This is a genomic window from [Muricauda] lutisoli (nom. illeg.) (genome assembly GCF_017313105.1).
In the GTDB taxonomy this organism is placed as follows: domain Bacteria; phylum Bacteroidota; class Bacteroidia; order Flavobacteriales; family Flavobacteriaceae; genus Flagellimonas; species Flagellimonas lutisoli.
The window spans coordinates 39956-64445 of record NZ_JAFLND010000001.1; the positions used below are offsets into that span (position 1 = coordinate 39956).

Annotated in this window: 23 protein-coding genes; 9 read left to right on the plus strand and 14 right to left on the minus strand. The window is 41.6% G+C overall.

All coding sequences use genetic code 11. The annotated features are described in order from the left end of the window. Window positions 1-4: 4 nt before the first annotated feature. The 6 genes from J0X13_RS00190 (at window position 5) to J0X13_RS00215 (ending at window position 6665) form a co-directional block, all read left to right on the plus strand. Window positions 5-1645 (plus strand): pyruvate dehydrogenase complex dihydrolipoamide acetyltransferase, encoded by a 1641-nt coding sequence (locus J0X13_RS00190; protein WP_207069501.1) that lies wholly within the window; start codon window positions 5-7, stop codon window positions 1643-1645. A 113-nt stretch (window positions 1646-1758) separates the two neighbouring features. Further along, on the plus strand, window positions 1759-2739 hold the full coding sequence (locus J0X13_RS00195) for a M28 family metallopeptidase (RefSeq protein ID WP_207069502.1): 981 nt from the start codon (window positions 1759-1761) through the stop codon (window positions 2737-2739). A 20-nt stretch (window positions 2740-2759) separates the two neighbouring features. Beyond that, complete coding sequence (locus tag J0X13_RS00200; RefSeq protein ID WP_207069503.1) at window positions 2760-3437, plus strand: SDR family NAD(P)-dependent oxidoreductase; 678 nt, start codon at window positions 2760-2762, stop codon at window positions 3435-3437. A 46-nt stretch (window positions 3438-3483) separates the two neighbouring features. Continuing rightward, window positions 3484-4095 (plus strand): SprT-like domain-containing protein, encoded by a 612-nt coding sequence (locus J0X13_RS00205; protein ID WP_207069504.1) that lies wholly within the window; start codon window positions 3484-3486, stop codon window positions 4093-4095. Between the two features lie 26 nt (window positions 4096-4121). Further along, window positions 4122-5201: a mannose-1-phosphate guanylyltransferase gene (locus tag J0X13_RS00210; protein ID WP_207069505.1), complete on the plus strand. Its 1080-nt coding sequence runs from the start codon at window positions 4122-4124 to the stop codon at window positions 5199-5201. A gap of 3 nt (window positions 5202-5204) precedes the next feature. Beyond that, a complete protein-coding gene (locus J0X13_RS00215) occupies window positions 5205-6665 on the plus strand; it encodes a DUF389 domain-containing protein (RefSeq protein ID WP_207069506.1) in 1461 nt (486 codons plus the stop codon). Between the two features lie 23 nt (window positions 6666-6688). Here J0X13_RS00215 and J0X13_RS00220 read toward each other — a convergent pair whose 3' ends face one another. Further along, window positions 6689-7456, minus strand: coding sequence for an ABC transporter ATP-binding protein (locus J0X13_RS00220; protein WP_207069507.1), 768 nt, complete (start codon window positions 7454-7456; stop codon window positions 6689-6691). Continuing rightward, window positions 7456-8193, minus strand: coding sequence for an MlaE family ABC transporter permease (locus J0X13_RS00225; protein WP_207030380.1), 738 nt, complete (start codon window positions 8191-8193; stop codon window positions 7456-7458). The genes J0X13_RS00220 and J0X13_RS00225 overlap by 1 nt, the downstream gene beginning before the upstream one ends. A 116-nt stretch (window positions 8194-8309) precedes the next feature. Between J0X13_RS00225 and pafA the strand changes: the two genes are divergently transcribed. Continuing rightward, window positions 8310-9986: an alkaline phosphatase PafA gene (pafA, locus tag J0X13_RS00230; protein ID WP_207069508.1), complete on the plus strand. Its 1677-nt coding sequence runs from the start codon at window positions 8310-8312 to the stop codon at window positions 9984-9986. Window positions 9987-10030: 44 nt separating this feature from the next. Here pafA and J0X13_RS00235 read toward each other — a convergent pair whose 3' ends face one another. From J0X13_RS00235 to gcvP, 6 genes are all read right to left on the minus strand, one after another. Beyond that, the gene (locus J0X13_RS00235; RefSeq protein ID WP_207069509.1) at window positions 10031-10468 is read right to left on the minus strand and encodes a hypothetical protein; all 438 of its coding nucleotides are present in this window, start codon (window positions 10466-10468) and stop codon (window positions 10031-10033) included. 3 nt (window positions 10469-10471) lie between these two features. Beyond that, a complete protein-coding gene (locus tag J0X13_RS00240) occupies window positions 10472-12367 on the minus strand; it encodes a hypothetical protein (RefSeq protein ID WP_207069510.1) in 1896 nt (631 codons plus the stop codon). A 181-nt stretch (window positions 12368-12548) separates the two neighbouring features. Further along, entirely contained in the window at window positions 12549-13391 is an 843-nt protein-coding gene (locus tag J0X13_RS00245) for a glycosyltransferase family 2 protein (RefSeq protein WP_207069511.1), read from the minus strand. Window positions 13392-13434: 43 nt separating this feature from the next. Then, complete coding sequence (locus tag J0X13_RS00250; protein ID WP_207069512.1) at window positions 13435-13956, minus strand: class I SAM-dependent methyltransferase; 522 nt, start codon at window positions 13954-13956, stop codon at window positions 13435-13437. Beyond that, window positions 13957-15015: a 3-oxoacyl-ACP synthase III family protein gene (locus tag J0X13_RS00255; protein ID WP_207069513.1), complete on the minus strand. Its 1059-nt coding sequence runs from the start codon at window positions 15013-15015 to the stop codon at window positions 13957-13959. It abuts the gene before it with no gap. A 169-nt stretch (window positions 15016-15184) separates the two neighbouring features. Then, on the minus strand, window positions 15185-18037 hold the full coding sequence (gene gcvP, locus J0X13_RS00260) for an aminomethyl-transferring glycine dehydrogenase (RefSeq protein WP_207069514.1): 2853 nt from the start codon (window positions 18035-18037) through the stop codon (window positions 15185-15187). Window positions 18038-18162: 125 nt separating this feature from the next. Between gcvP and J0X13_RS00265 the strand changes: the two genes are divergently transcribed. Next, window positions 18163-18987 (plus strand): UbiA prenyltransferase family protein, encoded by an 825-nt coding sequence (locus tag J0X13_RS00265; protein WP_207069515.1) that lies wholly within the window; start codon window positions 18163-18165, stop codon window positions 18985-18987. Here J0X13_RS00265 and J0X13_RS00270 read toward each other — a convergent pair. Beyond that, on the minus strand, window positions 18984-19214 hold the full coding sequence (locus J0X13_RS00270; protein WP_207069516.1) for a hypothetical protein: 231 nt from the start codon (window positions 19212-19214) through the stop codon (window positions 18984-18986). The genes J0X13_RS00265 and J0X13_RS00270 overlap by 4 nt on opposite strands. 2 nt (window positions 19215-19216) lie before the next feature. Beyond that, window positions 19217-19771, minus strand: coding sequence for a sigma-70 family RNA polymerase sigma factor (locus J0X13_RS00275; RefSeq protein WP_207069517.1), 555 nt, complete (start codon window positions 19769-19771; stop codon window positions 19217-19219). A gap of 191 nt (window positions 19772-19962) precedes the next feature. On the opposite strand from J0X13_RS00275, the gene J0X13_RS00280 reads away from it, so the two are divergent. Further along, entirely contained in the window at window positions 19963-20325 is a 363-nt protein-coding gene (locus tag J0X13_RS00280; protein WP_207069518.1) for a hypothetical protein, read from the plus strand. Here J0X13_RS00280 and J0X13_RS00285 read toward each other — a convergent pair. The 4 genes from J0X13_RS00285 to J0X13_RS00300 are packed head-to-tail and all read right to left on the minus strand — an operon-like array spanning window position 20322 to window position 24416. Then, on the minus strand, window positions 20322-22349 hold the full coding sequence (locus J0X13_RS00285) for a M3 family metallopeptidase (RefSeq protein WP_207069519.1): 2028 nt from the start codon (window positions 22347-22349) through the stop codon (window positions 20322-20324). The two genes, J0X13_RS00280 and J0X13_RS00285, sit on opposite strands and share 4 nt — an antisense overlap. A gap of 5 nt (window positions 22350-22354) precedes the next feature. Further along, the gene (locus J0X13_RS00290; RefSeq protein ID WP_207069520.1) at window positions 22355-22747 is read right to left on the minus strand and encodes a hypothetical protein; all 393 of its coding nucleotides are present in this window, start codon (window positions 22745-22747) and stop codon (window positions 22355-22357) included. A 13-nt stretch (window positions 22748-22760) separates the two neighbouring features. Beyond that, the gene (gene purE, locus J0X13_RS00295) at window positions 22761-23258 is read right to left on the minus strand and encodes a 5-(carboxyamino)imidazole ribonucleotide mutase (protein ID WP_207069521.1); all 498 of its coding nucleotides are present in this window, start codon (window positions 23256-23258) and stop codon (window positions 22761-22763) included. A gap of 3 nt (window positions 23259-23261) precedes the next feature. After that, entirely contained in the window at window positions 23262-24416 is a 1155-nt protein-coding gene (locus tag J0X13_RS00300) for a 5-(carboxyamino)imidazole ribonucleotide synthase (RefSeq protein ID WP_207069522.1), read from the minus strand. Window positions 24417-24490 lie beyond the last annotated feature (74 nt).

The window sequence follows — 24490 nt, forward strand, 5'->3', positions numbered from 1 at the left end:
TTAGATGGCAGAAGTAATCAACATGCCTAGATTGAGCGATACCATGGAAGAAGGAACCGTGGCAAAATGGCTCAAAAAAGTAGGGGACAAAGTCGAAGAAGGGGATATATTGGCAGAAATCGAAACCGATAAAGCCACCATGGAATTTGAATCTTTTCATGAAGGGACTTTGCTCCACATCGGAATAGAGGAAGGTGATGGTGCCCCGGTTGATTCACTTTTAGCCATAATCGGTGAGGAAGGAGAAGATATTTCAGGTCTGTTGAATGGCGGATCGGAAAGTTCTTCCGATTCAGCGAAAGAAGAAGAAACTTCAGAGCCCGAAGCAGCGGAGGGTGCCACTTCTGCAAGCGAACCTGCCGATATTCCCGAAGGAGTGGAAATTATTACCATGCCACGATTGAGTGATACCATGGAGGAGGGAACTGTGGCCAGCTGGTTAAAGAACGTTGGAGATGAGGTAGAGGAAGGGGATATCTTGGCGGAGATTGAAACCGACAAGGCTACCATGGAGTTTGAATCGTTCTATTCCGGAACGCTCTTGCATATCGGCATTCAAGAAGGAGAAGGAGCTCCTGTGGATTCGTTGTTGGCCATTATCGGGCCGGAAGGAACCGATGTCGATGCTGTGTTAAAGGCACAAGCCGGTGGTGGCTCTTCCAAGAGCGCACCAAAAAAGGAAGCTTCCAAAGAGACTGCTCCAAAAGCAGCTGAAGAATCATCCAGTAAAGAAGAAACAGCACCTGCCACACAAGATGGACAGCGTATTTTTGCTTCACCATTGGCTAAAAAAATCGCTGAGGAAAAAGGCATCAATTTGGCCGATGTAAAAGGAACAGGTGATAACGGTAGAATAGTTAAAAAGGACATAGAGAACTTTACACCTGCTGCAAAAGCTGCGCCATCAGCAGAAAAAACCGAAGCTTCTCCAGCGGTAGCCCCAGTTGCCCTGCCTGTTGGTGAGGAGAGCGTGGAAGAAGTTAAAAACTCTACAATGCGCAAGGTGATTGCCAAGCGTTTGGGCGAGTCCAAATTCTCTGCACCTCATTACTACCTTACTATTGAAGTGGATATGGACAATGCAAAGGCATCGCGTTCGCAGATCAACAATTTGCCGGACACCAAGGTGTCTTTCAACGATATGGTTTTGAAAGCTTGCGCCATGGCGCTCAAAAAGCACCCACAGGTAAATACATCTTGGAACGGCGATACTACTGTTTACAAACATCACGTGCATATGGGCGTTGCTGTGGCTGTAGATGAAGGTCTTGTGGTTCCTGTAATAAAATTTGCAGATCAGTTAAGCCTGACGCAATTGGGAACTGCTGTAAAAGATTTGGCCGGAAGGGCAAGAAACAAGAAAATCAAGCCAGATGAAATGGAAGGAAGTACATTTACCGTTTCCAACTTGGGAATGTTCGGTATTTTGGAATTCACTTCCATTATCAATCAACCGAATTCTGCGATTTTGTCCGTTGGGGCCATTGTAGAAAAGCCAGTGGTTAAAAACGGAGAAATTGTACCGGGTAGTACCATGAAGATTACATTGGCCTGCGACCATAGAACAGTTGATGGTGCAACAGGGGCTCAATTCCTTCAAACATTGAGGGCATACTTGGAGAACCCAGTGACCATGTTGGCCTAATTTTCCAATGTTCCATCGAACGTAGCCAAAAGGTACATTCAACAACATATGATCAAAAGCATCCTTAATCGGGATGCTTTTTTTATCTTTAAAGAATTCAAAAATCAAAAAAAATGAAGATACTGATCTACGCCTTGGCAACTCTTTTTGCAATGAACTGCGGTTCTACACAGGTTGCTGAAACCACGGTAATTGCATCGCCAGCTTTACCGGATTCGGAGGATATGTTTACCAATTCGGAAAGAATAGGTGAAATGATGAACTACTTGGCGTCCAATGATCTTAAAGGACGGGATTCGGGTAGCGAAGGGATAGAAATGGCAGCAAAGTATATAGAGACTTATTTTAAATCCTACAGACTTGAGCCATATTTTGAAACCTATAGGGATACCCTCTCAAACTTCAAAAAGCCCTCATATAATATCGTTGGAGTGGTTGAAGGCAATGATCCTGAATTAAAAGATGAGTACATCCTGATTGGAGCACATTACGACCATATTGGTATTGTAAAACCCGAAAATGGGGATGCCATTGCCAATGGAGCCAACGATAATGCTTCAGGAACTTCTACGGTTTTGGAAATGGCCCGTTATTTTGGGACTCAGAGAACCAACAAACGTAGTTTGATTTTTGCCTTGTTCAGTGCAGAGGAAAAAGGTTTGTTGGGATCAAAACATTTGGCCAAAACCTTAAAAGAGCAAGATCTGAACCTCTATACCATGCTCAATTTTGAAATGACCGGTGTTCCCTTGAAGGGAAAAGATTATTTTATGTACATCACTGGTTATGACATGTCCAATTTGGCCGAAGTGAGTAATAAATATGCTGGTGAGAAACTGGTAGGTTTCCTGCCTACGGCGAAAGAATTCAATTTGTACCAGCGATCGGACAATTACCCGTTTCATGAGGAGTTCGGAGTGCCTTCACATACCTTCTGCACTTTTGATTTTACCAATTTTAATCACTACCACAAAGTAGGGGATGAACCTGATATTATGGATTTTGCCCATATGGCCCAACTGGTAAACAATACCATTCCAATAATTGAGGGGATTGCCAATGCAGCCACACAAGAAATTGAACTGACAAAATAGAAGGAAATCGCTATCTGATTATGGCAAACATTATTATAACGGGAACAAGTAGGGGTATTGGATTTGAGCTGGTTAAACTATTTGCCCAAGAAGGGCATCAAGTATTGGCACTATCTCGGAATGAAAAGCCTGTGAAAAATCTAAACCTTCCCAATGTGCATTGTTTTTCGTTTGATTTAGGCGACGCAACAGACTATGAAAAGTTGAACCGTTTTTTGAAGCAATGGCATGTAGTAGATGTGCTCATTAACAATGCGGGCCGATTGCTGAACAAGCCATTTTCGGAAACGACACCGGAAGAATTTGAAAGTGTTTACAAAGTAAACGTGTTCGGTGTGGCCGAAATGACAAAGACCGTGCTGCCTATGATGGGCCAAGAAGGGCATGTGCTTACTGTGAGTTCGATGGGAGGAGTGCAAGGGAGCATGAAATTCCCTGGATTATCCGCTTACAGTTCAAGTAAAGGAGCGGTGATTACATTGACGGAACTATTGGCGGAAGAGTACAAGGAAACAGGGCCGAGTTTTAACGTGCTGGCATTGGGCGCCGTGCAAACCGAAATGTTGGAAGAAGCATTCCCAGGCTATAAAGCTCCCGTTACAGCATTGGAGATGGCCACATATATCAAAGATTTTGCCTTGACCGGACAAAAACTCTACAATGGAAAGCTGCTTCAGGTAAGTAATAGTACGCCCTAGATTTTCTCATTATAGATACTCTGGATAAACTTGTAACTTTATCCCAGTGAACGATACCCTTCAAAAATACCTTCCAGAGCTTGCCGTAGCTCCCTGTTTTGAACTCATCAAAACGCATGGGGTACATCTAAAAATTGTAAACCATAGAGTAACAAGGCATGGTGATTATCGTAGGTTGCCCAATGGGTTGCATCAAATAACGGTAAATGCCTCATTGAACAAATACCGGTTTTTGATTACCCTTGTCCACGAAATCGCGCATTTGGTGGCCTTTGAATCCTATGGTCGTCGAATAAAACCGCACGGAATGGAATGGAAGCGTACCTTTCAGCACTTAATGGTTCCCTTTATTAGGCCAGAAGTATTTCCCTCCCAATTGTTGCCCATTATCGCTAACCATTTTAAAAATCCGAAGGCCAGTAGTAGCACCGATGCCAGATTGTCCATTGCACTGAAAGCTTTTGATGAGGAAGAACGGCAGCACAGTTATGTGTACGAGTTGCCCATGGGCAGTGTTTTTAGACTGTACAACGGCAGGTTGTTCAAAAAAGGGAGCAAAAAAGTAAAACGATACGAATGTGTGGAGTTATCCACTGGGAGATTATATTTGTTCCAGCCAAATGCAGAGGTAGAGTTGGTTAAAGATGTGGCAGGTTAGCCAAAAAAAAGTAGAAAACTTCAAAAATGAACAAGAATTATTACGCGGTTTTAATGGCAGGCGGAGTTGGTTCCCGCTTTTGGCCTGTAAGTACATCATCCAACCCCAAACAGTTTCATGATATGTTGGGAACGGGAAAAACCTTGATTCAAAAAACCTTTGATCGTTTAAATAGGTTTATTCCCACCGAAAACATTTTGATCTTGACCAATGAGCGTTACAACGATTTGGTCCTGGAACAATTGCCGATGGTAAAGCAGGAGCAAGTAGTGTTGGAACCGGCCATGAGAAATACGGCCCCCTGTATTTTGTATGCTTCCTTAAAGATTCAAAAAATGAATCCCAATGCGGTAATGATCGTAGCTCCAAGTGATCACTGGATAGAGGACGAAGCTGCATTTGAAAAAGATGTGACCGCCTGCTTTGATAAATGTGAAGAGGAAAATGCGCTATGCACTTTGGGTATTCAGCCTACCTTCCCAAATACGGGCTTTGGTTATATCGAATTTGAAAAGGGAAGTGACGAAAACCTAAAAAAGGTGTCCCAGTTCAGGGAAAAGCCAGATTATGAAACCGCAAAGGAGTTTTTGGCACAAGGCAACTTTTTGTGGAACGCAGGTATATTCATGTGGAGCGTGGAGACCATAGTGGAAGCTTTTAAACAATACCAGCCAGGTCAATACGAATTATTTGGTAAAGGGATTTCCAGTTATAACACTGCGGAAGAAAGAGCCTTTATTCGAGAAAATTATGCAAAAGCGGAAAACATATCCATCGATTATGCTATCTTGGAGCAATCCAAATCCATTTATACCCTGCCAGCTACTTTTGATTGGAACGACTTGGGAACCTGGGGAGCTCTTTACGACAAACTTGATAAAGACGAAGATGGGAATGCCGTTGTGAATGCCCAAGTACTGTTGGAAGATGCCAAAGGGAACATGATTCGTACCCCAAAAGGGAAAGTTGTTGTGGTAGATGGTCTGGAAGACTATATTATTGTGGATAAGGAAGAGGTGCTCTTGATTTATCCAAAGGACAAACAACAGGATATTAAAAAAGTATTGAACCAAGTAAAAGAAAAATTTGGGGATCAGTTTGCGTAATAGATGAGCGAAGAACAAAAAAAGGGTATGGAAACCACAGCTCCCAATCAAGATAGTGGAGATGAGGTAAAAAAGGATTTTAAAGGTCTTTTGGGCAGTGTGCGCAAGTTCCTATCGGACTTATTGGAAATACGTTCCAATACAGATGCCGCGGCCACAAAGGAATCCATAATTGCCGATATACCCTTTAAAAACCATACTACTTGGATTTTGGTATGTTCCATTTTCATTGCCTCCATTGGATTGAACGCAAACTCTACAGCAGTGGTTATCGGTGCCATGCTTATTTCTCCCTTGATGGGTCCCATTTTGGGAATGGGCATGTCCTTGGCCATAAATGATATCGATACATTGAGAAGATCGCTCAAAAACTTTGCTGTAATGGTGGTGTTGAGTGTAATAACCGCGTTTCTATTTTTCTACTTTTTTCCACTACGGGATGAATCATCGGAATTGCTGGCGCGGACCAAGCCCGATATCCGAGATGTGCTGATCGCATTTTTTGGTGGACTGGCTCTTGTGATCGCCAGAGCCAAAAAAGGAACCATTGCCAGTGTTATCTTTGGTGTTGCAATCGCAACCGCCCTGATGCCTCCCTTATGTACCGTAGGTTTTGGTTTGGCCATAGGAAAACCTTGGTATGCGGCAGGTGCCATGTACCTTTTTATCATCAATACCATTTTTATTGGTTTGGCCACCTTTCTGGTCATCAAGTTTTTAAGGTTTCCGATGGTACGATACGCAAATTCCCATAGGAGGAGACTCATTGCACGTTTGGCTTCGATTACTGGCATTTTGGTAATGATTCCCGCAGGTTTTACATTTTATAAAGTATTTCAAGAATCACTTTTTAAAAAACAGGCCCAAGAGTTTTTGCAGGAAACGGTTCAGGTGTATCAGTTTGATGGTTCCGGTAGATATGTGGACAACCTCACAAAATTGGAATATGTGGATGATGGAGCTTCCATGATAGAAGTTGTGTTTATGGGGGATGAATTGGTTCCGGAGAATGTGATAAATACTTGGCGCACACAAAAAAACCAATTCTCAAGGCTAAAGAATGCAGAGCTCCATATTATACAAGGAGGAAAAGACGATTCTGAGGAAAAGTTCAATTACGTGAGTGAACTTTATGAAAAAAACAAAGCGGAACTGCTGAACAAAGACGAACAAATTCGACTGCTCGAAGAAGAGCTGGCCACTTTGACCAAAAACGCGGGCAAACAGATTCCTTTCCAGAATATTAGTGCAGAGGCCAAGGCCAATTATGAGAATATCGATGCATTGGGTTTTTCATATCAAGTTCGAACCGATTTTAAGAAAACGGATACCATACCTGTTTTTGAAGTGAATTGGAAAAGCGGTGTGAGTTCAAGTCAAAAGGAATCGGATGCCAAAAAAATGTTGGCCTGGTTAAAACTGCGTCTTCAGGATTCGACTTTGGTGATCAAAGAAGTAGATTGATCATTTAAGTATCGATACCTAATTTAATTCCGTTCCTCAATATACATTTGCCGAACTTTTTTAAAGAGCTCGGATGAATAAACAAAATCGGTAACAGCTTGATTTTCGGTCTTAAAGATTTCTTTGTTTGTTCCTTCCCATTCTTTAAGTCCATTTTTTAAGAAGATTATTTTCTCACCGATTTCCATCACCGAGTTCATGTCGTGTGTGTTGATCACTGTGGTTATATCGTATTCCTGTGTGATCTCGTGAATCAGGTTATCTATCAAAATGGCTGTTTTGGGATCTAGTCCGGAATTGGGTTCATCACAAAACAAGTATTTTGGGTTCATTACAATGGCGCGGGCAATGGCAACTCTCTTTTGCATACCTCCGGAAATTTCTGCGGGATACCTCTTGTGGGCATCAACTAGGTTAACACGCTTCAAAACAAAATCCACACGATCTTGCTTTTCGGATTGTGATTGGTTGGTAAACATATCCAATGGGAACATGACATTTCCTTCCACGGTCATGGAATCAAAAAGGGCACTTCCTTGGAATACCATACCCATTTCTTGCCTTAGATTTCTTCTTTCTTTTAACGAAAGGTCGGAGTAGTATTGACCGTTGTAGCAAATACTTCCTTCGTCGGGCTCAAAAAGGCCTAATAAGCATTTTAAAAAAACTGTTTTTCCCGAACCACTTTGCCCAATGATAAGGTTGGTCTTTCCTTTATCAAATATTGTTGAAATTCCTTTTAGAACGTGATTGTCCCCAAATGACTTATGTATGTTTTCTACCTCTATCATTAGCCCAACAACAATTGTGTTAATACATAGTTCAATATAATAATCACCACACTGGTCCATACAAATGAGGTGGTACTGGCCTTACCTACTTCCAAGGCTCCCCCTGTCATGTAATAACCATGATAAGATGGTACGGTAGCGATTACAAATGCAAAAACCACCGATTTTATAAATGCATAGGTCACATGGAACGAATCAAAATCCATTTGTAGCCCTTGGATAAATTCCCCGCTGGGCGCAAAACCACCAAATACAGCTGCGACCCATCCTCCTAAAATACCAACAAACATGGAAATAGCCACTGCAAAAGGATATAACATAGTGGCAACAATTTTTGGAAAAACAAGATAGTTCAAGGAGTTAATGCCCATTACCTCAAGAGCGTCAATTTGCTCTGTTACCCTCATGGTGCCAATGCTGGAAGTAATGTAGGAGCCTACTTTCCCTGCCATAATAATCGAAGTAAAGGTAGGGGCGAACTCCAGAATCATCGATTGCCTTGTGGCAAAACCAATAAGACTTTTGGGCAATAAGGGGCTATTTAGGTTAAGTGCTGTTTGAATGGTAACAACACCGCCAATAAAAAAGGAAATAAAAATAATGATGCCCATGGCGCCATAAATCAGCTCATCGATTTCCTTGAAGATCAAGGTTTTCATAATGCGCCACTTGGTAGGTTTTTTAAATACTTCCCAAATCATGATGAAGTATTTTCCAATCGCTTCTAGGTATTTCATGCGTTTTATGGACTTGAGGTCATAAAAATAAGAATATTGTGGAGCATTTAACCTTGATTTAAATTTTTAAACGGCAGAATTCAATAGTTTTGCTCTTATTCGATTAAATCCCAAGCATGAAAACAAGCAACTTTATAGTTTCAATTTTAGCATTGTGCATGATCAGTTTTACTTATGGTCAACGCAGAAAAAAGAACGATGCAGAAGCTCAACCTGCACCCATTGCCCAAACACCTAAATTGGTCGTGGGCATTGTGGTCGATCAAATGAGGTATGACTACTTGACCCGTTTTTGGAATCAATATGGAGAAGGAGGTTTTAAAAGATTGGTAAACGAGGGGTTTAATTGCAAAAACAATCATTTTAACTATGCGCCCACCAGTACGGGGCCTGGACACACTTCTGTCTATACCGGGACAACCCCTTCCATGCACGGCATTATTGGAAATAATTGGTTCGATAAAGAATCGGGCGAAGAGGTATACTGTGCAGGTGACGATAGCTATACTTCAGTAGGAACTGCCTCGGATGCTGGGCAAATGTCCCCGCACCGAATGCTTGTAACCACCATTACCGATCAGTTACGTTTGCACACTCAAAAACGAGGCAAAGTGATCGGTGTGGCTTTGAAGGACAGAGGTGCCATTTTACCTGCAGGCCATGCTGCCAATGCGGCTTATTGGTTTGAAGGTGGCGAAACGGGAAATTGGATTACCAGCTCCTATTATATGGACGAATTGCCACAATGGGTAGTGGATTTCAATGCTTCGGATAAGGTTGAAGCATACAAGAAACCGTGGAATACCCTAAAACCCATTGAAACTTATGTGGAAAGCGGTTTGGATTCCAATAATTATGAAGGATTGCAAAAAGGGGAAACAACGAATACTTTTCCACACGACCTACCGGCCATTTGGGATCAAAATGGTCAGTTTGATCTGATAAGAAGAAGTCCTTATGGGAACAGCATCACCGCTGATTTTGCCTTGGCAGCTTTGGAAGCGGAAGATTTGGGAGCTGATACCATTACCGATTTCTTGGCCATCAGTTTTTCAAGCACCGATTATGTGGGTCATTTTTTTGGGGTCAATTCCAAGGAGGTTGAGGACACATATATTAGACTGGACCAAGATTTGGCCCGTATACTTTCTACTTTGGACGAAAAAGTGGGAGAAGGGGAATACACAGTTTTCCTGACCGCTGATCATGCAGCCATTAATGTGCCATCTTATTTAATGGACTCCAAGATTCCAGCAGGATATTTGGATATGGATGGTATGCAAACAAGGTTTGAGGAGTTTCTTCAGTACAAATATGGAACTACCGATGTGGTACGGGATCTTTCCAATTATCAACTTTTTTTGGACCATAAGATTTTGGCCAATTTGGATATTGATTTGGATGATGCCCAAGAGGATATCGCGCGAGAACTATTGGCTTACGAAGGTATTGGACAAGTGTACACAGCGGACCAAATGTGGAAAAACGAATATACCGAAGGTATACCGTACATTTTGCAGAACGGTTATAACCAAAAGCGTTCTGGGGATGTTTTGCTTGTGCCCAATGTAGGTTACATCTCTTACAGTAGAACGGGTTCTACCCATGGTTCGGCGCAGATCTACGATACCCATGTTCCATTATTGCTTTACGGAAAGGGAATTAAACAGGGAAGTACCGTGAGCCGTACCGAGATTCCCGATATTGCTCCTACCATTGCAGCCTTGTTGGGTATTGCATTCCCGAATGGGGCCACAGGACAGCCCATAGGAGAGGTTTTGGTCGAGGAATAACTTTAAATATACTGTCATTTTGTTCCAGGAGTAATTTTTAACTTTTAATCTTGAAGTTCAAAAACATTTTCTAATAGTCCTGCAGTTAGAATATATTCATAAGTTCGCGTTCCGACTTTGGTAAAAATAGTGCCGTCTGAGATGGTGAAAACCCTATCGTCGTCCGTAAAACAAAGTCCTTGGGTGTTTTGTGCCAGACCATAACATCTATATCCCTTGTTAGTTTCAGGAATACGGATTTCTAATTCCAATGAACAGAGAGCACCAGTATATCCTTCTTCTACCGAAATTTCACATTTATATGCATTGTTGTTTGTAACCAGTTCAGCACGACCAAAATCACTGGTAATAATTAATTCGTATCCAGTTTGATTGGTTAGTATGTAGGTGTATACACGAGAATTAGGGCCATCATATTCTAAACCACTACCACAAGAATTAAGTAGGATATAAGCTAAAACAGTTATAAATAAATTCTTCATTGTTCATGTTTTAATTACAATTATCATACATATAAACGTTGAAAAGCTCATCAAGATACTTTTCGGTTGGATTGTTGTGTTGACTTTTAAGCCGTTCTTTCCAAGTATGTGCTCCGCGAGAGTTATTAAAGAAGTTTGTATCTGACTCAAAGTATAATTTTTGACCCTATCAATTGGTTTGGTCGATTTGATTTCAATACTTTGATTAAAATCATCAACCAAATCGATTACAATAGGAGTGTATTCATATTTACTTCCAGGATTGATTTCTCTATATTGCTTGTGAGAGTTAAATAAGGTAAGAGGAAATTCATTTCCAATTCGTCCGGTAGCTAAATAATTTGGATTAAATTCAATGTATCGATTATTTGTAATAATAGTTTCTACACCTGTTGCCCAACTTTCAGCCATGGTCTGTAATCTACACCCTGCACTACTTAGATTTATGAAGAATCCTCTGTCCATACGGTAATGACTGGCATGGGTCATTTCGTGAGTGACTAATGCATAAATTTCGTCGCTTGCCATTGGTTTACCATCATCGATTCTTCCAACTCTGATCTCGGCATATGGAATAAGGCTAAAACGCCCGCCAGGGTTCAAGTCTAAATGATCACCAGCAAGTTGGTTATATTTTGCACTTATCCGTAACCAACTTTGATTTGGGCGGTGTAGTCCAAATTTGCCCACAGCCCTTTCATAAAAATCATAAGCTGCATTGTGGACTAATGCATAAAACTTGCTTCGACCATACGAAAAGTGCTGGTTCCATGCCTTTCTTTTGTATTTTCGAGTGCCTCTATGTTTTGCGTATATAAACATATTTCCGGCTTTTATTTTAAATTTTCGAGAATTGTTTTTGAAATGAACTGCATACTTCACTCGTTTTGTACGGGTTCTACGTGTTCTAAACTCACCATTTTTGTTTGTATAAGCTCTACGGATAACTAATAAGCCCCATTTGCGTACTTTTACTTCTGCACCCATAACCCCAACAGTTTTGTTTATGGCATCTTCTCGAACGGTAATTTTACCACTTGGGTTCCATTTTCTGCAGCTGGCCAAGGTTTCTTTCTCCAACATGGTATCTACGGAGCCTAGATCTATGACCAAATCTTTTTGTTCGTAGCCCAATTGGTGCGCTTCTTTGTATGTGTATAAGGTGCCTGTGGTGTCGTAGGGCAGGTAAAATAAAAGGGATTTTAATTCATCTTCATCTAAATTATTGGTCAATTTAAGGGCTTCCAGTTCCAGGTACTCAAAGACCTCTCCGTTTGCGTCCACTGTAAGGATATCTTTAGTGGTTTGGTTGATGGGTTGTTTTACTACAATTTCACCTTCTTCAGCTTGTTGTTTCTCATCCATTTCCGGCGCAAAGTACATATTGTCAAGTTGCTCGTTTTGCACATGTTCTGGAATTGTGTAATCGTAGGGTACCACAGCGTAGAGATATGAGAAGGAGTCTAGGTTTTCGCCCCCTTCTAGTTCCGGGTCATTATAGAAATCACCTTCTTCTTCAATTTCATAATGTAGGGGAATGTTGGATACCTGAAGAACGGTATCGTTGGTCAGCAACTCATATTCGGCACTGTCTTTGGGTAGAAATCGATAATAATAATGGGATGGTTGTATTTCTATCCCTTTTGCATCTTTAAGGGCTTTGGCTAGTTTGCTCGTTTTGGATTTGCTTTTTAGATTGAACAAAAGATTATTAAAAGCAACCTGCATATTGTCCGCCGAATATGGGATTTCAAGCTCTTTACCAAGTACAACGGCCTTACCGTCGATTGTTTCATTTGTTTTTTGATCAATAGCTTGATTTTCCGATTTTTCACAGGAAGTAATAAGTGCCAATGAAAGTGTTGCCAAATATATGGTTTTTAAGTAGGTTCTTTTCATTTTCTTAAAGTTTGGGATGCTTGCTTTTGATTTTTTAGGACTAACTGTTCAAAAAAACAAACAGTAATGGACTAAGAAAACCATAAGAAGTTACTTTCAAAAAGGTTGATTGACTAGCGTAGCTTTTGAATTGACGAATGCTTTCTATGAATTGATGGAAACCAAATTTGATGTGCAGAAACTAGAGTTTCGACCAAATACCCTTCCAGCGAAAGGCACGGATAAATTTGCCCTCTTTTTTGGATACGTATTTGGGTTGTTGTTGGAAGAATGCTGCCAGGTAACCCAAAACTGCTTGGAGGTAGAGACTGGGGCTTTTGGCCTGCCAAGCCATTTTTAATGCGGCAATTTTGGTGAGAACAATACCGTAGCCCATTTTATACATGGCAACCCCTTTGGATTGACGGTTTTTGGCACTGTACCCATGTCCCGTTGGGCGGAGGTGCTTTACTTTGAGTTCGGGAAGCGTTAAAGTGTCAAAATCGTTGTATTTGGCCAAAAGGATATCCACCGTATCCCAGCCAACACCGGGCCGTAAACCACATATTTTGTTGAAACAGGCTTTGTGATACAATTTTATAGGACCTCTGATATGATTTTTATCCGAGATGTTTTCATATACCCATTGATCACCTTTTTTGATGTATAAAAGTCCAGAGCACATACCCAGTTTCCAATTGGCCTGAAATTGATTGACGATAAGCTCAAAATAATCGGGAGGTAGCATTATGTCCGCATCGAATTTTCCAATCAGGTCAAATTCCGATGTATGTTCCAGTCCAAAATTAAAGGTATCCACTACTTTTTTTCCAGGGACGTGTTCATCGGTAGATTTGCGCTGAAGCACTTTTATCCAGTGGTGTTGCTTTGCAAAGCCCTGGGCTATTTTAAAAGTATGATCCGAGGAATTGTCATCCACCAAAATAAGCTCATTGGGCAAATAAGTTTGGCTCACAAAAGAGTCCAGGCAATCTTTTAAATAAGCTGCTTCATTATGAGCGGGGATTACAATACTGATTCGCATTTGCTAAAATTCCAAAAAACTGGGCACTTATCCCAAATTACTTTTAGGTCCTTTCAGCGTAAACAATATAGTATCTGTTCGTGAAGTACCTTAGAATAGGCCGTATCCCAATTTTTTTGGTTGGATTCGTCCATTTGGCAGAATCTATAATGGTCCAACCAGCTTTTTCTAAAAGCCAATCAAACTGCCAGTCTTCAAATTCGTGATAATGGCGGTCCCATGGGTCGGTTTTGCTCCGGTATGCTGGTGAAAACCATAATCGCATAGGTACGCTTGCCACTATTTTTTTGGCTTTTATCTCTTTCAAAACATTCAGGGGAGCCACCAAATGTTCAAAAATCTCGAATGCAGTGACCACATCTGCATCTGATCGTGCAACCTTATCAAATTTGAAATCCAAATCTTCACCTTGGGTATTTTCCACTTGGTACCCGTTGGATTTCATTATTTCAGAAAAGGGATTTTCAACTCCTAGGTCCAAAATGGATTCTGAAGTATTGATGTGTTTTTTTAAGAATGCTAAAGTATGCTTGTAGCGTTTATTGGGAAAGTTGTTCTCGTACATCTAGTATTTGTATACAATGGCGTTGATGTTCATGCCGGCACCAACACTTGCAAATATAACAACATCTCCCCTTTTTACTTCATGTTCCGGTAGCTTGCCTTTAAGGACCATGTCATATAACGTTGGAACAGTGGCGACTGAACTATTGCCCAAATCTTGAATGCTCATGGGCATGATGTTTTCTGGAACGGCTTTCCCATAGATTTTATAGAATCGCTTGATGATGGCTTCATCCATTTTTTCATTGGCTTGATGAATAAAGATTTTCTTGACATCATCGATTGCAACACCACTATCATCCAAACAGGAAGCCATGGCCTTGGGAACGTTGACGCAAGCGAACTCATAAATTTTTCTTCCTTGCATTTTTATGTACCTGGTATCCTTGGATTCCGAAGGGCTATTGGATTTGTCAAAATATAGATAATAGGCCTCCTCATTGGCATAAGTTACCGAGGCATGGGACAATATCTCCCCGTTAGGTGGATCGGCCTCCAAAATGGTAGCTCCAGCCCCATCGGAAAAAATCATACTGTCTCGGTCGTGCGCATCTACAACTCGAGAAAGAGTTTCACCGCCTATCACCAAACATTTTTTGGCCATACCACTTTTAATAAATGCAGTTGCCTGAATCATACCCTCTATCCATCCTGGACAACCAAAAATTAAGTCATAAGCAACACATTTTGGATTTTGAATACGCAATAAATGTTTTACGCGTGTCGCCAAACTTGGCAAAGTGTCCCCTTGAATTTTTCCAGGTGTCAGGTCTCCAAAATTGTGTGCGAAGATAATGTAATCGAGTTCCTCTTTATCCACTCCAGCATTCGCGATAGCTTCTTCGGCGGCCAAAAAGCCAATATCTGAAGTCTTGAGGTCTGGTTTGGCATATCGCCGATTAGCAATACCTGTTATGGCTTCGAACTTCTCAATGATCACGTTGTTCTGTTGTTCAAAGGCCGAACCATCCGTCTCCATAAACTCATGATTCAAAAAATCTTCGTTCTTGGTCACTATGGAAGGGATGTAGCTTCCGGTGCCTGTAATGCCAATTTTCATTTTATATAGGGGTTTTTAATAAAAACAAGTTAAGATATTTAAACTTTAAGTACTATGCATGCATAACAATTGTTACAATGTTCAAAAGGTACCGTTTATATGGCTGTATACGAAAAAAGCCTTGGACTAATTTTAGAATCAAGGCTTTTCTCAATGTTTATAATGGTTTTTAGGCTTCTATATACTCTTCGATAGGAGCACAAGTGCACATTAAATTACGATCCCCAAACGCTTCATCCGTTCTCCTAATGCTGGGCCAAAACTTGTTTTCGGCAATATAAGGTAATGGAAAAGCTGCTTTTTCCCTGCTGTAGGAATGATTCCATGAATCGCTGGTCAACATGCCCAAGGTATGTGGAGCATTTTTCAACACATTATCCGTTTCATCTGCAGAAGCTTCATCGATTTCCTCTCGAATAGATAATAATGCATCGCAAAAACGGTCCAATTCGGCACAGCTTTCACTTTCTGTCGGCTCTATCATCAATGTACCCGCAACTGGGAAAGAAACTGTCGGTGCATGGAATCCGTAATCGATAAGTCGCTTGGCGATATCGGTAACCTCTATTCCATTTGCTTTAAATGGCCTACAGTCAATGATCATTTCGTGTGCGGCACGTCCACGCTCACCTGTGTAAAGCACATCGAACTTACCTTTTAAACGGTCTTTGATGTAGTTGGCATTTAGAATGGCTGCTTCGGTAGCTTTTGTGAGTCCTTCGGAGCCTAACATTTTGATATATCCGTAAGAAATCAGGCAAACCAATGAACTTCCCCATGGTGCTGAAGAAATAGCGGTAATTGCATGTTCTCCGCCAGTGGGAATTATTGGATTTGTGGGCAAAAACGGTTTTAATTGTTCTGCAACACAGATAGGACCAACACCTGGCCCACCTCCTCCGTGGGGTATGGCAAAGGTCTTGTGCAGGTTCAAGTGGCATACATCGGCCCCAATGGTTGCAGGGTTGGTCAACCCTACTTGGGCGTTCATGTTGGCACCATCCATGTAGACCTGACCTCCGTTATCGTGTATGAGTTTGGTAATTTGTCTTATCGATGATTCAAAAACACCATGGGTGGAAGGGTAGGTGACCATCAATGCAGCTAAGTTTTCTGCATGTTTTTCCACTTTTTCCTCCAGATCTGTCAAATCAATGTTTCCTTTTTCATCGGTTTTGGTCACAACAACTTTCATACCTGCCATTACTGCTGAAGCCGGATTGGTTCCGTGGGCAGAAGCAGGTATCAAGCAAATGTTTCTGTGGTCTTCTCCTCTTGATTCGTGATAAGCTCGGATTACCATAAGTCCTGCATACTCTCCTTGCGCACCGGAGTTCGGTTGAAGTGAAGTAGCGGAAAACCCTGTAATTATATTGAGTTGCTCTTCCAACGATTTTAAGACTTCCTGGTAACCTTCAGCTTGGTTCAAAGGCACAAAAGGGTGGATGTTGCCCCATTCTCCCCAGCTCAATGGCAACATTTCCGATGCGGCATTCAACTTCATGGTGCAGCTTCCTAAAGAGATCATGGATTGGTTCAATGCCAAATCCTTGCGCTCCAATTTTTTGATATAACGCATCAACTCAGTTTCTGAGTGATAAGAGTTGAATACTTCATGCTCCATAAATGGAGTTTTCCTTTGCAATGGATTTGGAATGGCTTCATCCAACTGCATCTCCCCTAAGGATTTTTCATCCAAATCATGGGATTCCAAGAAGCAAGAAACCAATGTGTCCAGATCGGTATTGGAAACAGCTTCGTTCAATGAAACAGAAACCGTGGAGTCATCCATATAATGTAAGTTGATGCTCTTGCTTTCTGCTACATCTTTAAGTCGACCTGGGTTTTTCACCTTCACCTGAATCGTGTCAAAATAGGCGCTGTTCAATTGCTCAAAACCGTAACCTTCCAATGTTTTGGCCAACTTTTTGGTATTGTTGTGCACTTTGTTGGCAATATATTTTAAACCTTCCGGTCCGTGGTATACGGCATACATGCCCGCCATTACGGCCAATAATACCTGTGCAGTACAAATATTGGAGGTTGCCTTGTCCCTTTTAATATGTTGCTCCCTAGTTTGGAGTGCCATTCGTAAGGCCGGGTTGCCATCGGTGTCTTTGGTGATTCCGATAATACGCCCGGGAATATTTCTTTTGTAAGCTTCTTTGGTGGCAAAGAACGCGGCGTGCGGTCCGCCATAACCCAATGGGATCCCAAAACGTTGTGTGGTTCCCACTACGGCATCCACGCCCCATTCACCGGGAGGGGTAAGCATTACCAAGCTCAAAATATCGGCGGCAACGGCTACTTTTATTTCGTTCTCCTTGGCTTTTTCCACAAAGGACTCATAATCGTTTACTTGACCATGTTTGCCAGGATATTGCAATAATGCGCCGTAAAATTTTTCGGAAAAATCAAAAGTCTCGTGATTTCCAATAACCAATTCTATACCTAAAGGTATAGCTCGTGTTTCCAACAAGCTCAACGTTTGAGGTAGCACTTCTTCGGAAACGAAAAACTTGACAACCCCATCTTTCTTTTGTTGGCGACTGCGTACTTCGAACAACATGCTCATGGCTTCTGCTGCTGCGGTACTCTCGTCCAAAAGGGAGGCATTGGCAATTTCCATGCCTGCAAGGTCACTCACCATGGTTTGGAAATTCAAAAGTGCCTCCAATCGACCTTGGGCAATCTCTGCCTGATAGGGTGTGTAGGCCGTATACCAACCTGGGTTTTCCAGAATATTTCTTTTGATTACGGATGGGGTAAGCGATTCGTGGTACCCCAATCCGATATAGGTTTTAAAAACCTTGTTTTTCTTGGCCAGTTCACCCAAATGACTCAGGAAGTCATGTTCACTGATACCTTCGGGGAGGTCCAATGGTTTTTTTAATTTGATGTCATTGGGAATGGTCTCATAAATGAGCTGTTCCATGTTTTCCACCCCAATGGTTTTGAGCATGTGGGGCAAGTCTCTCTCTGTGATGCCAATGTGTCTGGCGGCAAAAACCTCTGTATTCATGTTCAATCCAATAAAGTGCACAAAATTAGGGATTAATTCGATGAAAATAGTCAATTTTGAAAGTGTATGCGGCAAAGTTGTTAACCACCAATTAACCTTTGGCAAAAGGACAAAGATTTTAACACATGAGAATCCTAAAAACCATTTTTGATTTCTATCTGGATGCCAGTGTACATGTGGCCGTTGCGGTTATTTCCATGACCGGTGTTACATTTCATTTGTTGGGGAGCTCTTCGGACATCAATTTGTTGGGTTTTATCTTTTTTAGTGTGATTGTTTGTTACAATTTCATCAAATATGGTGTAGAAGCCTATAAATACCTTATCGTGTCCAATGTATACCATAAGGTCATTCAAATATTCAGCTTTGTTTCCTTTGCTTTCGCCATTTTTTTCTTGATTCAGTTGGATGAACAGATTTGGGTGGCCACTGTTGTTTTGGGTGTATTGTCCGCATTGTACGCGGTTCCTTTGTTGCCACGGGCCAAAAACTTGAGAAATTTGGCTGGACTCAAAATTTATATCGTGGCTTTTGTTTGGGCCGGCTTTTCGGTTTTATTGCCCGTTTTGGATGCAAAAATGACCTTGGACTGGGACTTTGCCGTAACCTTTATCCAGCGCATGTTGTTGGTTTTGGTACTTATTCTACCTTTCGAAATCAGGGATATGCAATGGGATGACAAAAAGTTGAGGACTTTGCCACAAGTACTTGGTGCTAAAAATACCACACGATTGGGCATTGGTCTGACACTGATTTTTTTCCTGTTGACTTTTTTAAAGGATGAATTACATCAGCAGGAAATCGCACTAAGGGCTATATTATGCGTTGCTCTTATCTTGGTATTACTTTCTGGCAAAAGACTGCGGTCCAAATATTTTGTGATGTTCTGGGTGGAGTCGATTCCTATTTTCTGGTATTGTATGTTTTGGTGTGCGGAAAAATATATTTAGAGTTTCTCTTCCAGGTCTTGTTTCATTTTTTCCTTGTCATCTTCTGATAACATGGTCAGACCCGCCCTATCGCATAATGAGGTTAATTCGCTGTTCTTCTTGGAATACCCTCGGCATACTTTGCAGTACGATAGATGTATGCGAAGTTTAAGGATATCCCACCAACTCGCCTCTTTATATTGGGATTTGTCACAAATGCTAGATGCCTCTTTACATGAAATCTTCATACCTAAAACCAGTTTTCATTTAAACAACCCATAAGTGCAGTTCTTGCTCTATGGATCATCACCCACAGATTGGACGGATTAATATCCAGTTCATTACAAACATCTTCAGTGCTCATTCCCTGAATGGTTTTCAATTTAAAGACCAAGGCCTGTTTTTGAGGTAGTTTAGTGATACAGTCTTGAATTGCTGAACCTAATTCTTCATTTTCCAGAACATTGTCGCCATCCTTGCTGTAGGGGTCGGCCACCTGCTGTTCCAACCAATCGCCTTCAGCTTCTGAATCGGCACCATAGTTCATGCGTACTTCGGCCTTTCCTTTCTTTGAGTTTATCTTTCGGTAATGGTCTATAACCTTTCTTTTAAGAATGGATACCAGCCAGGTCCGTTCAGCCGCATCACCTTTATAGTTTTTGGCCGAGTTGAGACCTGCGAAAAAGGTTTCCTGCACCAAATCTTTTGCAATTTCTGCATCGCTTACACGAGAAACCGCATAGTTGAAAAGGTAATCGGCATATTGGTCCACCCAATTGTCCGGTTGAAGTTTGTGCTTGGCCATATTCCTATCGAATTACCAAATGTAATAGTTTTTGGAATATAATTCCATGGTTGAAAACGAGTTAGACGTTCCAGCGAAACATTGCTAACATGTTTTATTCAGTTTAACAATCTTTTGGCAGTCTAAAACTTTTTTGCTTCCTGAATCCTTTGAATTGAAAAAATATTTAACTTTAAGTAAATCAACCAATTATGAAAAATATTGTTCTGTTTTTGGCTATAATTTTGTTATTCGATAGCTGTTACAGTTACAAAAAACTGGAATTCGGGAGCAATGATTATTTAATTGGTGAAAAATATGAGATTAAGGTTGGTAACCGTAAGTCGGAAAAAGTAACCATCAAAGAAGTTACCGATTCCACCATTGTTGTGATCCAACGTAAAAACGAGATTATCCTTCAAAAGTCAATGATAACCGAAGCCAAATTAATGAAAATCTCCCCGGGCAAAACCATATTGGTGTCTGTAGCGACACTAGGCTTGGTTATAGTTGTTGCGGGTATAATTTCCTTTACAGGAGGAAACGGGCCGGGTCTAACGTTCGGAGTTAATTAAGGTTTGCTCTCAATTAACCCCGCACGCTCTAATAATGCGTCAATATTCGGCTCCGCCCCTCTAAATCTTTTATAAAGGTCCATGGGGTTTTCCGTGCCTCCTTTGGAAAGCACATGCTCTTTGAATTTGTCCGCTACCATTTTGCTAAAAATCCCATTTTCCTTGAAATGGGCAAAGGCATCCGCATCCAACACTTCGGCCCATTTATAACTATAGTAGCCTGATGAGTACCCGCCCTGAAAAATATGGGCAAAAGAGGTGCTCATGCACGTTTCGGGTGTTTCCGGAAATAGATTGGTACTTTTAAAAGCTTCTGTTTCGTAAGCTTTTACATCTTTGATGTTCGATGGGTCTTTTCCGTGCCATGCCATGTCCAAAAGTCCAAAGCTCAACTGGCGAACCGTGGCCATACCTTCTTGAAAGGTGGCGGATTCCTTGATTTTTTCCACCAATTCCATGGGAATCAACTCCCCTGTTTCGTAATGATGGGCAAAAAGTTCCAAGGCCTCCTTTTCGTAACACCAGTTTTCCATTACTTGACTAGGTAGCTCCACAAAATCCCAGTACACTGATGTTCCCGATAGACTAGGGTAGGTGGTATTGGCCAACATACCGTGCAGGGCGTGTCCAAATTCATGGAAAAGTGTCGTTACCTCGTTAAATGTGAGCAAGGATGGTTTGGAACTTGTTGGTTTGGTAAAGTTGCACACATTGGAAATATGTGGCCTACTGTTTTTTCCACCAAGGGTATATTGCGGTTTGTAGGAGGTCATCCAGGCACCGCCACGTTTTCCAGGTCTGGGGTGGAAGTCGGCGTAGAACAGGGAAATGAAGTTGTCATTCTCATACACCTCAAAGGTCTTTACCTCTTTATGGTATTTGTCCACATTGTCCACTTCTTTAAACCTGAGTCCGAAAAGTTTTTCAGCTACTTTAAATACACCGTTGATTACATTTTCCAGTTTAAAATAGGGCTTCAGTTTTTCGTCATCCAAATTGAACAGCTTTTGCTTCAACTTTTCGGAATAGTAAGCGCTGTCCCATTTTTCCAATCGGTCAATGTGGTCCAATTCCTTGGCATAGGCCTCCAGTTCGGCAAATTCCCTTTCGGCAGCAGGTTTGGCTTTCTCTAAAAGTTCGTTCAGGAAGTCAAGCACTTTTTCGGGAGTCTCTGCCATACGCTCTTCGAGCACAAAATCAGCATGGGTTTTATATCCTAAAAGATTGGCTCTTTCGTGGCGTAGATTAACAATGCGCTTTACATTTTCTTGATTGTCCAGCTCATCATTATGAAAACCTTTGCTGCCAAAAGCCAAAGAAAGTTTTTTGCGCAACTCCCTGTTTTTGGCATATTTCATAAATGGGATGTAGCTCGGATAGTCCAAGGTGATCAACCAACCTTGCTTGCCTTTGGACTCTGCTAGTTGTGCCGCAGCTTCTTTAGTGCCTTCAGGAAGCCCTTCCACATCTTTTTCATCCGTGAGCAACATTTCGTATTTATTGGTCTCGGCCAATACATTTTCACCAAATGTGAGCTTCAATTTGGCCAGTTCTGCATCAATCTCTCGGAGGCGCTTTTTGTTTTCCTCTTTTAAGTTGGCCCCATTCCTACTGAAATTCTTGTATTTCTTTTCAAGAAGGGTCTGCTGCTCTTTGGTAAGGTCTAACGAATTACGTTGTTCATAAACCGTTTTGATACGTGCAAAAAGCCCTTCGTTTAAAGTAATGTCGTTGCTGAACTCTGATAACAACGGAGATACTTCTTGGGCTATTTTTTGGATTTCCTCGTTGGTTTCCGCTGAATTCAGATTGAAAAAAATGCTCGAGATACGGTCCAACTGCTGACCAGAAAAATCCAATGCTTCCAAGGTGTTTTTAAAAGTGGGTGGTTCTGGGTTGTTTACGATATCATCGATTTCCTTTTTGGTATCCTCGATGGCTTGCAGAAATGCGGGCTTAAAATGTTCGTTTTTTATTTCTGAAAATGGAGCATGGTTAAATGGCTCCAACAATGGGTTGTTCATAGTTGTTACTTCTGTTCTTTGTTTTTTAAACGTATCACCGCCCAATCACTCAATAAATAGGCGAAACCAATTATGGAAGAAAGCCCTGCTATGGTTAAAGCGGCATAGTTTCTTTCCTTTGCGCTGCCTGTCATTTTATTCATGGCAGCAATGGCCTCATCGGAATATTCGTTAATATCCACAAAACCATTTCCGTTTAAGTCGTATTTACTGGCATAATCCGAAATGAATTGCCAACGGATTTCAATAAAAATTAAAAGGGCAGCATAAATTGTAAAAACCAAAAGGCCACTTTTCCAGAGTCCTTTTATATAGGGGTTGCCTACTTTTTTCAGCGTGAAGCCAAAAAAGGCAATGGCACAAATGCCCAACAATATGCCTATTTGGTTATAGTTCACAATCAATCAAGATTTACTGTTGGTATGTTTTCTTTACTTCTTCGGCCCCTTTGATCACTTTTTCCTTGAGGCCTTCTTTATAAGATATAAGGTTGTCCATAATTTCCTTGTTGGAACTTCCAATGATCTGTGCTGCAAGGATTCCAGCATTTTTGGCGCCGTTCAATGCAACTGTGGCTACGGGAACACCTCCGGGCATTTGCAAAATGGATAGGACGGAATCCCAGCCATCAATGGAATTACTGCTTTTTACGGGAACCCCGATAACGGGTAAAGGGGATAACGATGCCACCATACCCGGCAAATGCGCTGCTCCACCAGCTCCTGCAATAATGGCGGAAAAGCCGTTGGTGTGTGCGCTCTTGCTAAAACTGAACAATTTTTCGGGTGTTCTGTGGGCGGATACGATATCCACTTCCACATCTACTCCTAATTCCTTCAGTATGTCGATGGCGTCTTGCATAACGGGAAGGTCACTTGTGCTTCCCATGATCACGGCTACTTTGCTCATATCTTATTTGCTTATCACTTTAATCGTTTCTTTTACCTGCTGGGCCACCTCTCTGGCCCTTGCCATATTTTCGTCCACAATGGTCACGTGTCCCATCTTACGAAACGGACGTGTTTGTTTTTTGCCGTAAATGTGCGGGGTAACCCCCTCCATCTGCAGTATTTTTTTGATGTTTTCATAAACCACATCTCCTGTATATCCTTCGGCGCCTACCAAGTTAACCATAATTCCAGCTACTTTGCTGTCGGTTTTTCCGAGTGGTAAGCCTAAAATGGCGCGAACATGTTGCTCGAATTGGTTGGTGTATGCGGCTTCAATGCTGTAGTGTCCGCTATTATGTGGTCTTGGAGCAGATTCGTTGACCAAAATTTGGTCCTCTTTGGTCTGGAACATTTCTACCGCCAACAACCCCACGTGTTTCATGTGCTCGGAAACCTTCAGGGCCACTTCTTGGGCTTTTTTGGCTACGGAAGCGTCAATTCTTGCGGGGCAGATAACATATTCTACTTGATTGGCTTCTGGATGAAATTCCATCTCTACCACAGGATATGTTTTTACCTCTCCTTTGGTGTTTCGTGCTACCACAACCGCCAATTCATTTTTAAAATCTATCATTCTTTCGGCAATGCACTCCACGTTGGGCAGTTCTTTAAGGTCTTCCATCTTTCGAACTACCTTTACGCCCTGTCCATCATAACCAAATTGAGCACTCTTCCAAACAAATGGTAGCGAAAGTCCTCCGTTGTTAATACTGTCCTTGATTTCCGAAGTGTAGGCAAAGCGAGTAAAAGGGGCCGTGGGAATATCGTGGTCGGTATAGAACAGTTTTTGTACGGCCTTGTTCTGGATGGTCCTCAACGTCTTGGTCGGGGGGTATACCTTAATCCCTTCGTGCTCGAGTTTCTCAAGGGCATCTACGTTTACGTTTTCAATTTCGATGGTGAGTACGTCAACATCTTTTCCGAAGTCGTAAACGGTGTCAAAATCCATTAGACTACCTTGTACAAACTCATTGCAGGCTATTTTGCAAGGTGCTTCGGCCGAAGCATCCATGACCTTGGTTTGTATGTCCCATTTTCTGGTTTCGTAGAGCATCATTTTGCCCAATTGTCCACCACCTAAAATTCCCAGTTTAAAGTCGGAAGAAAAAAATTGCATTGATTTCTAAATTGAATATGCACAAAAATACATGAAATCCACGAGGGTATAAAAGATGTGAGGGCTTGGGAGCT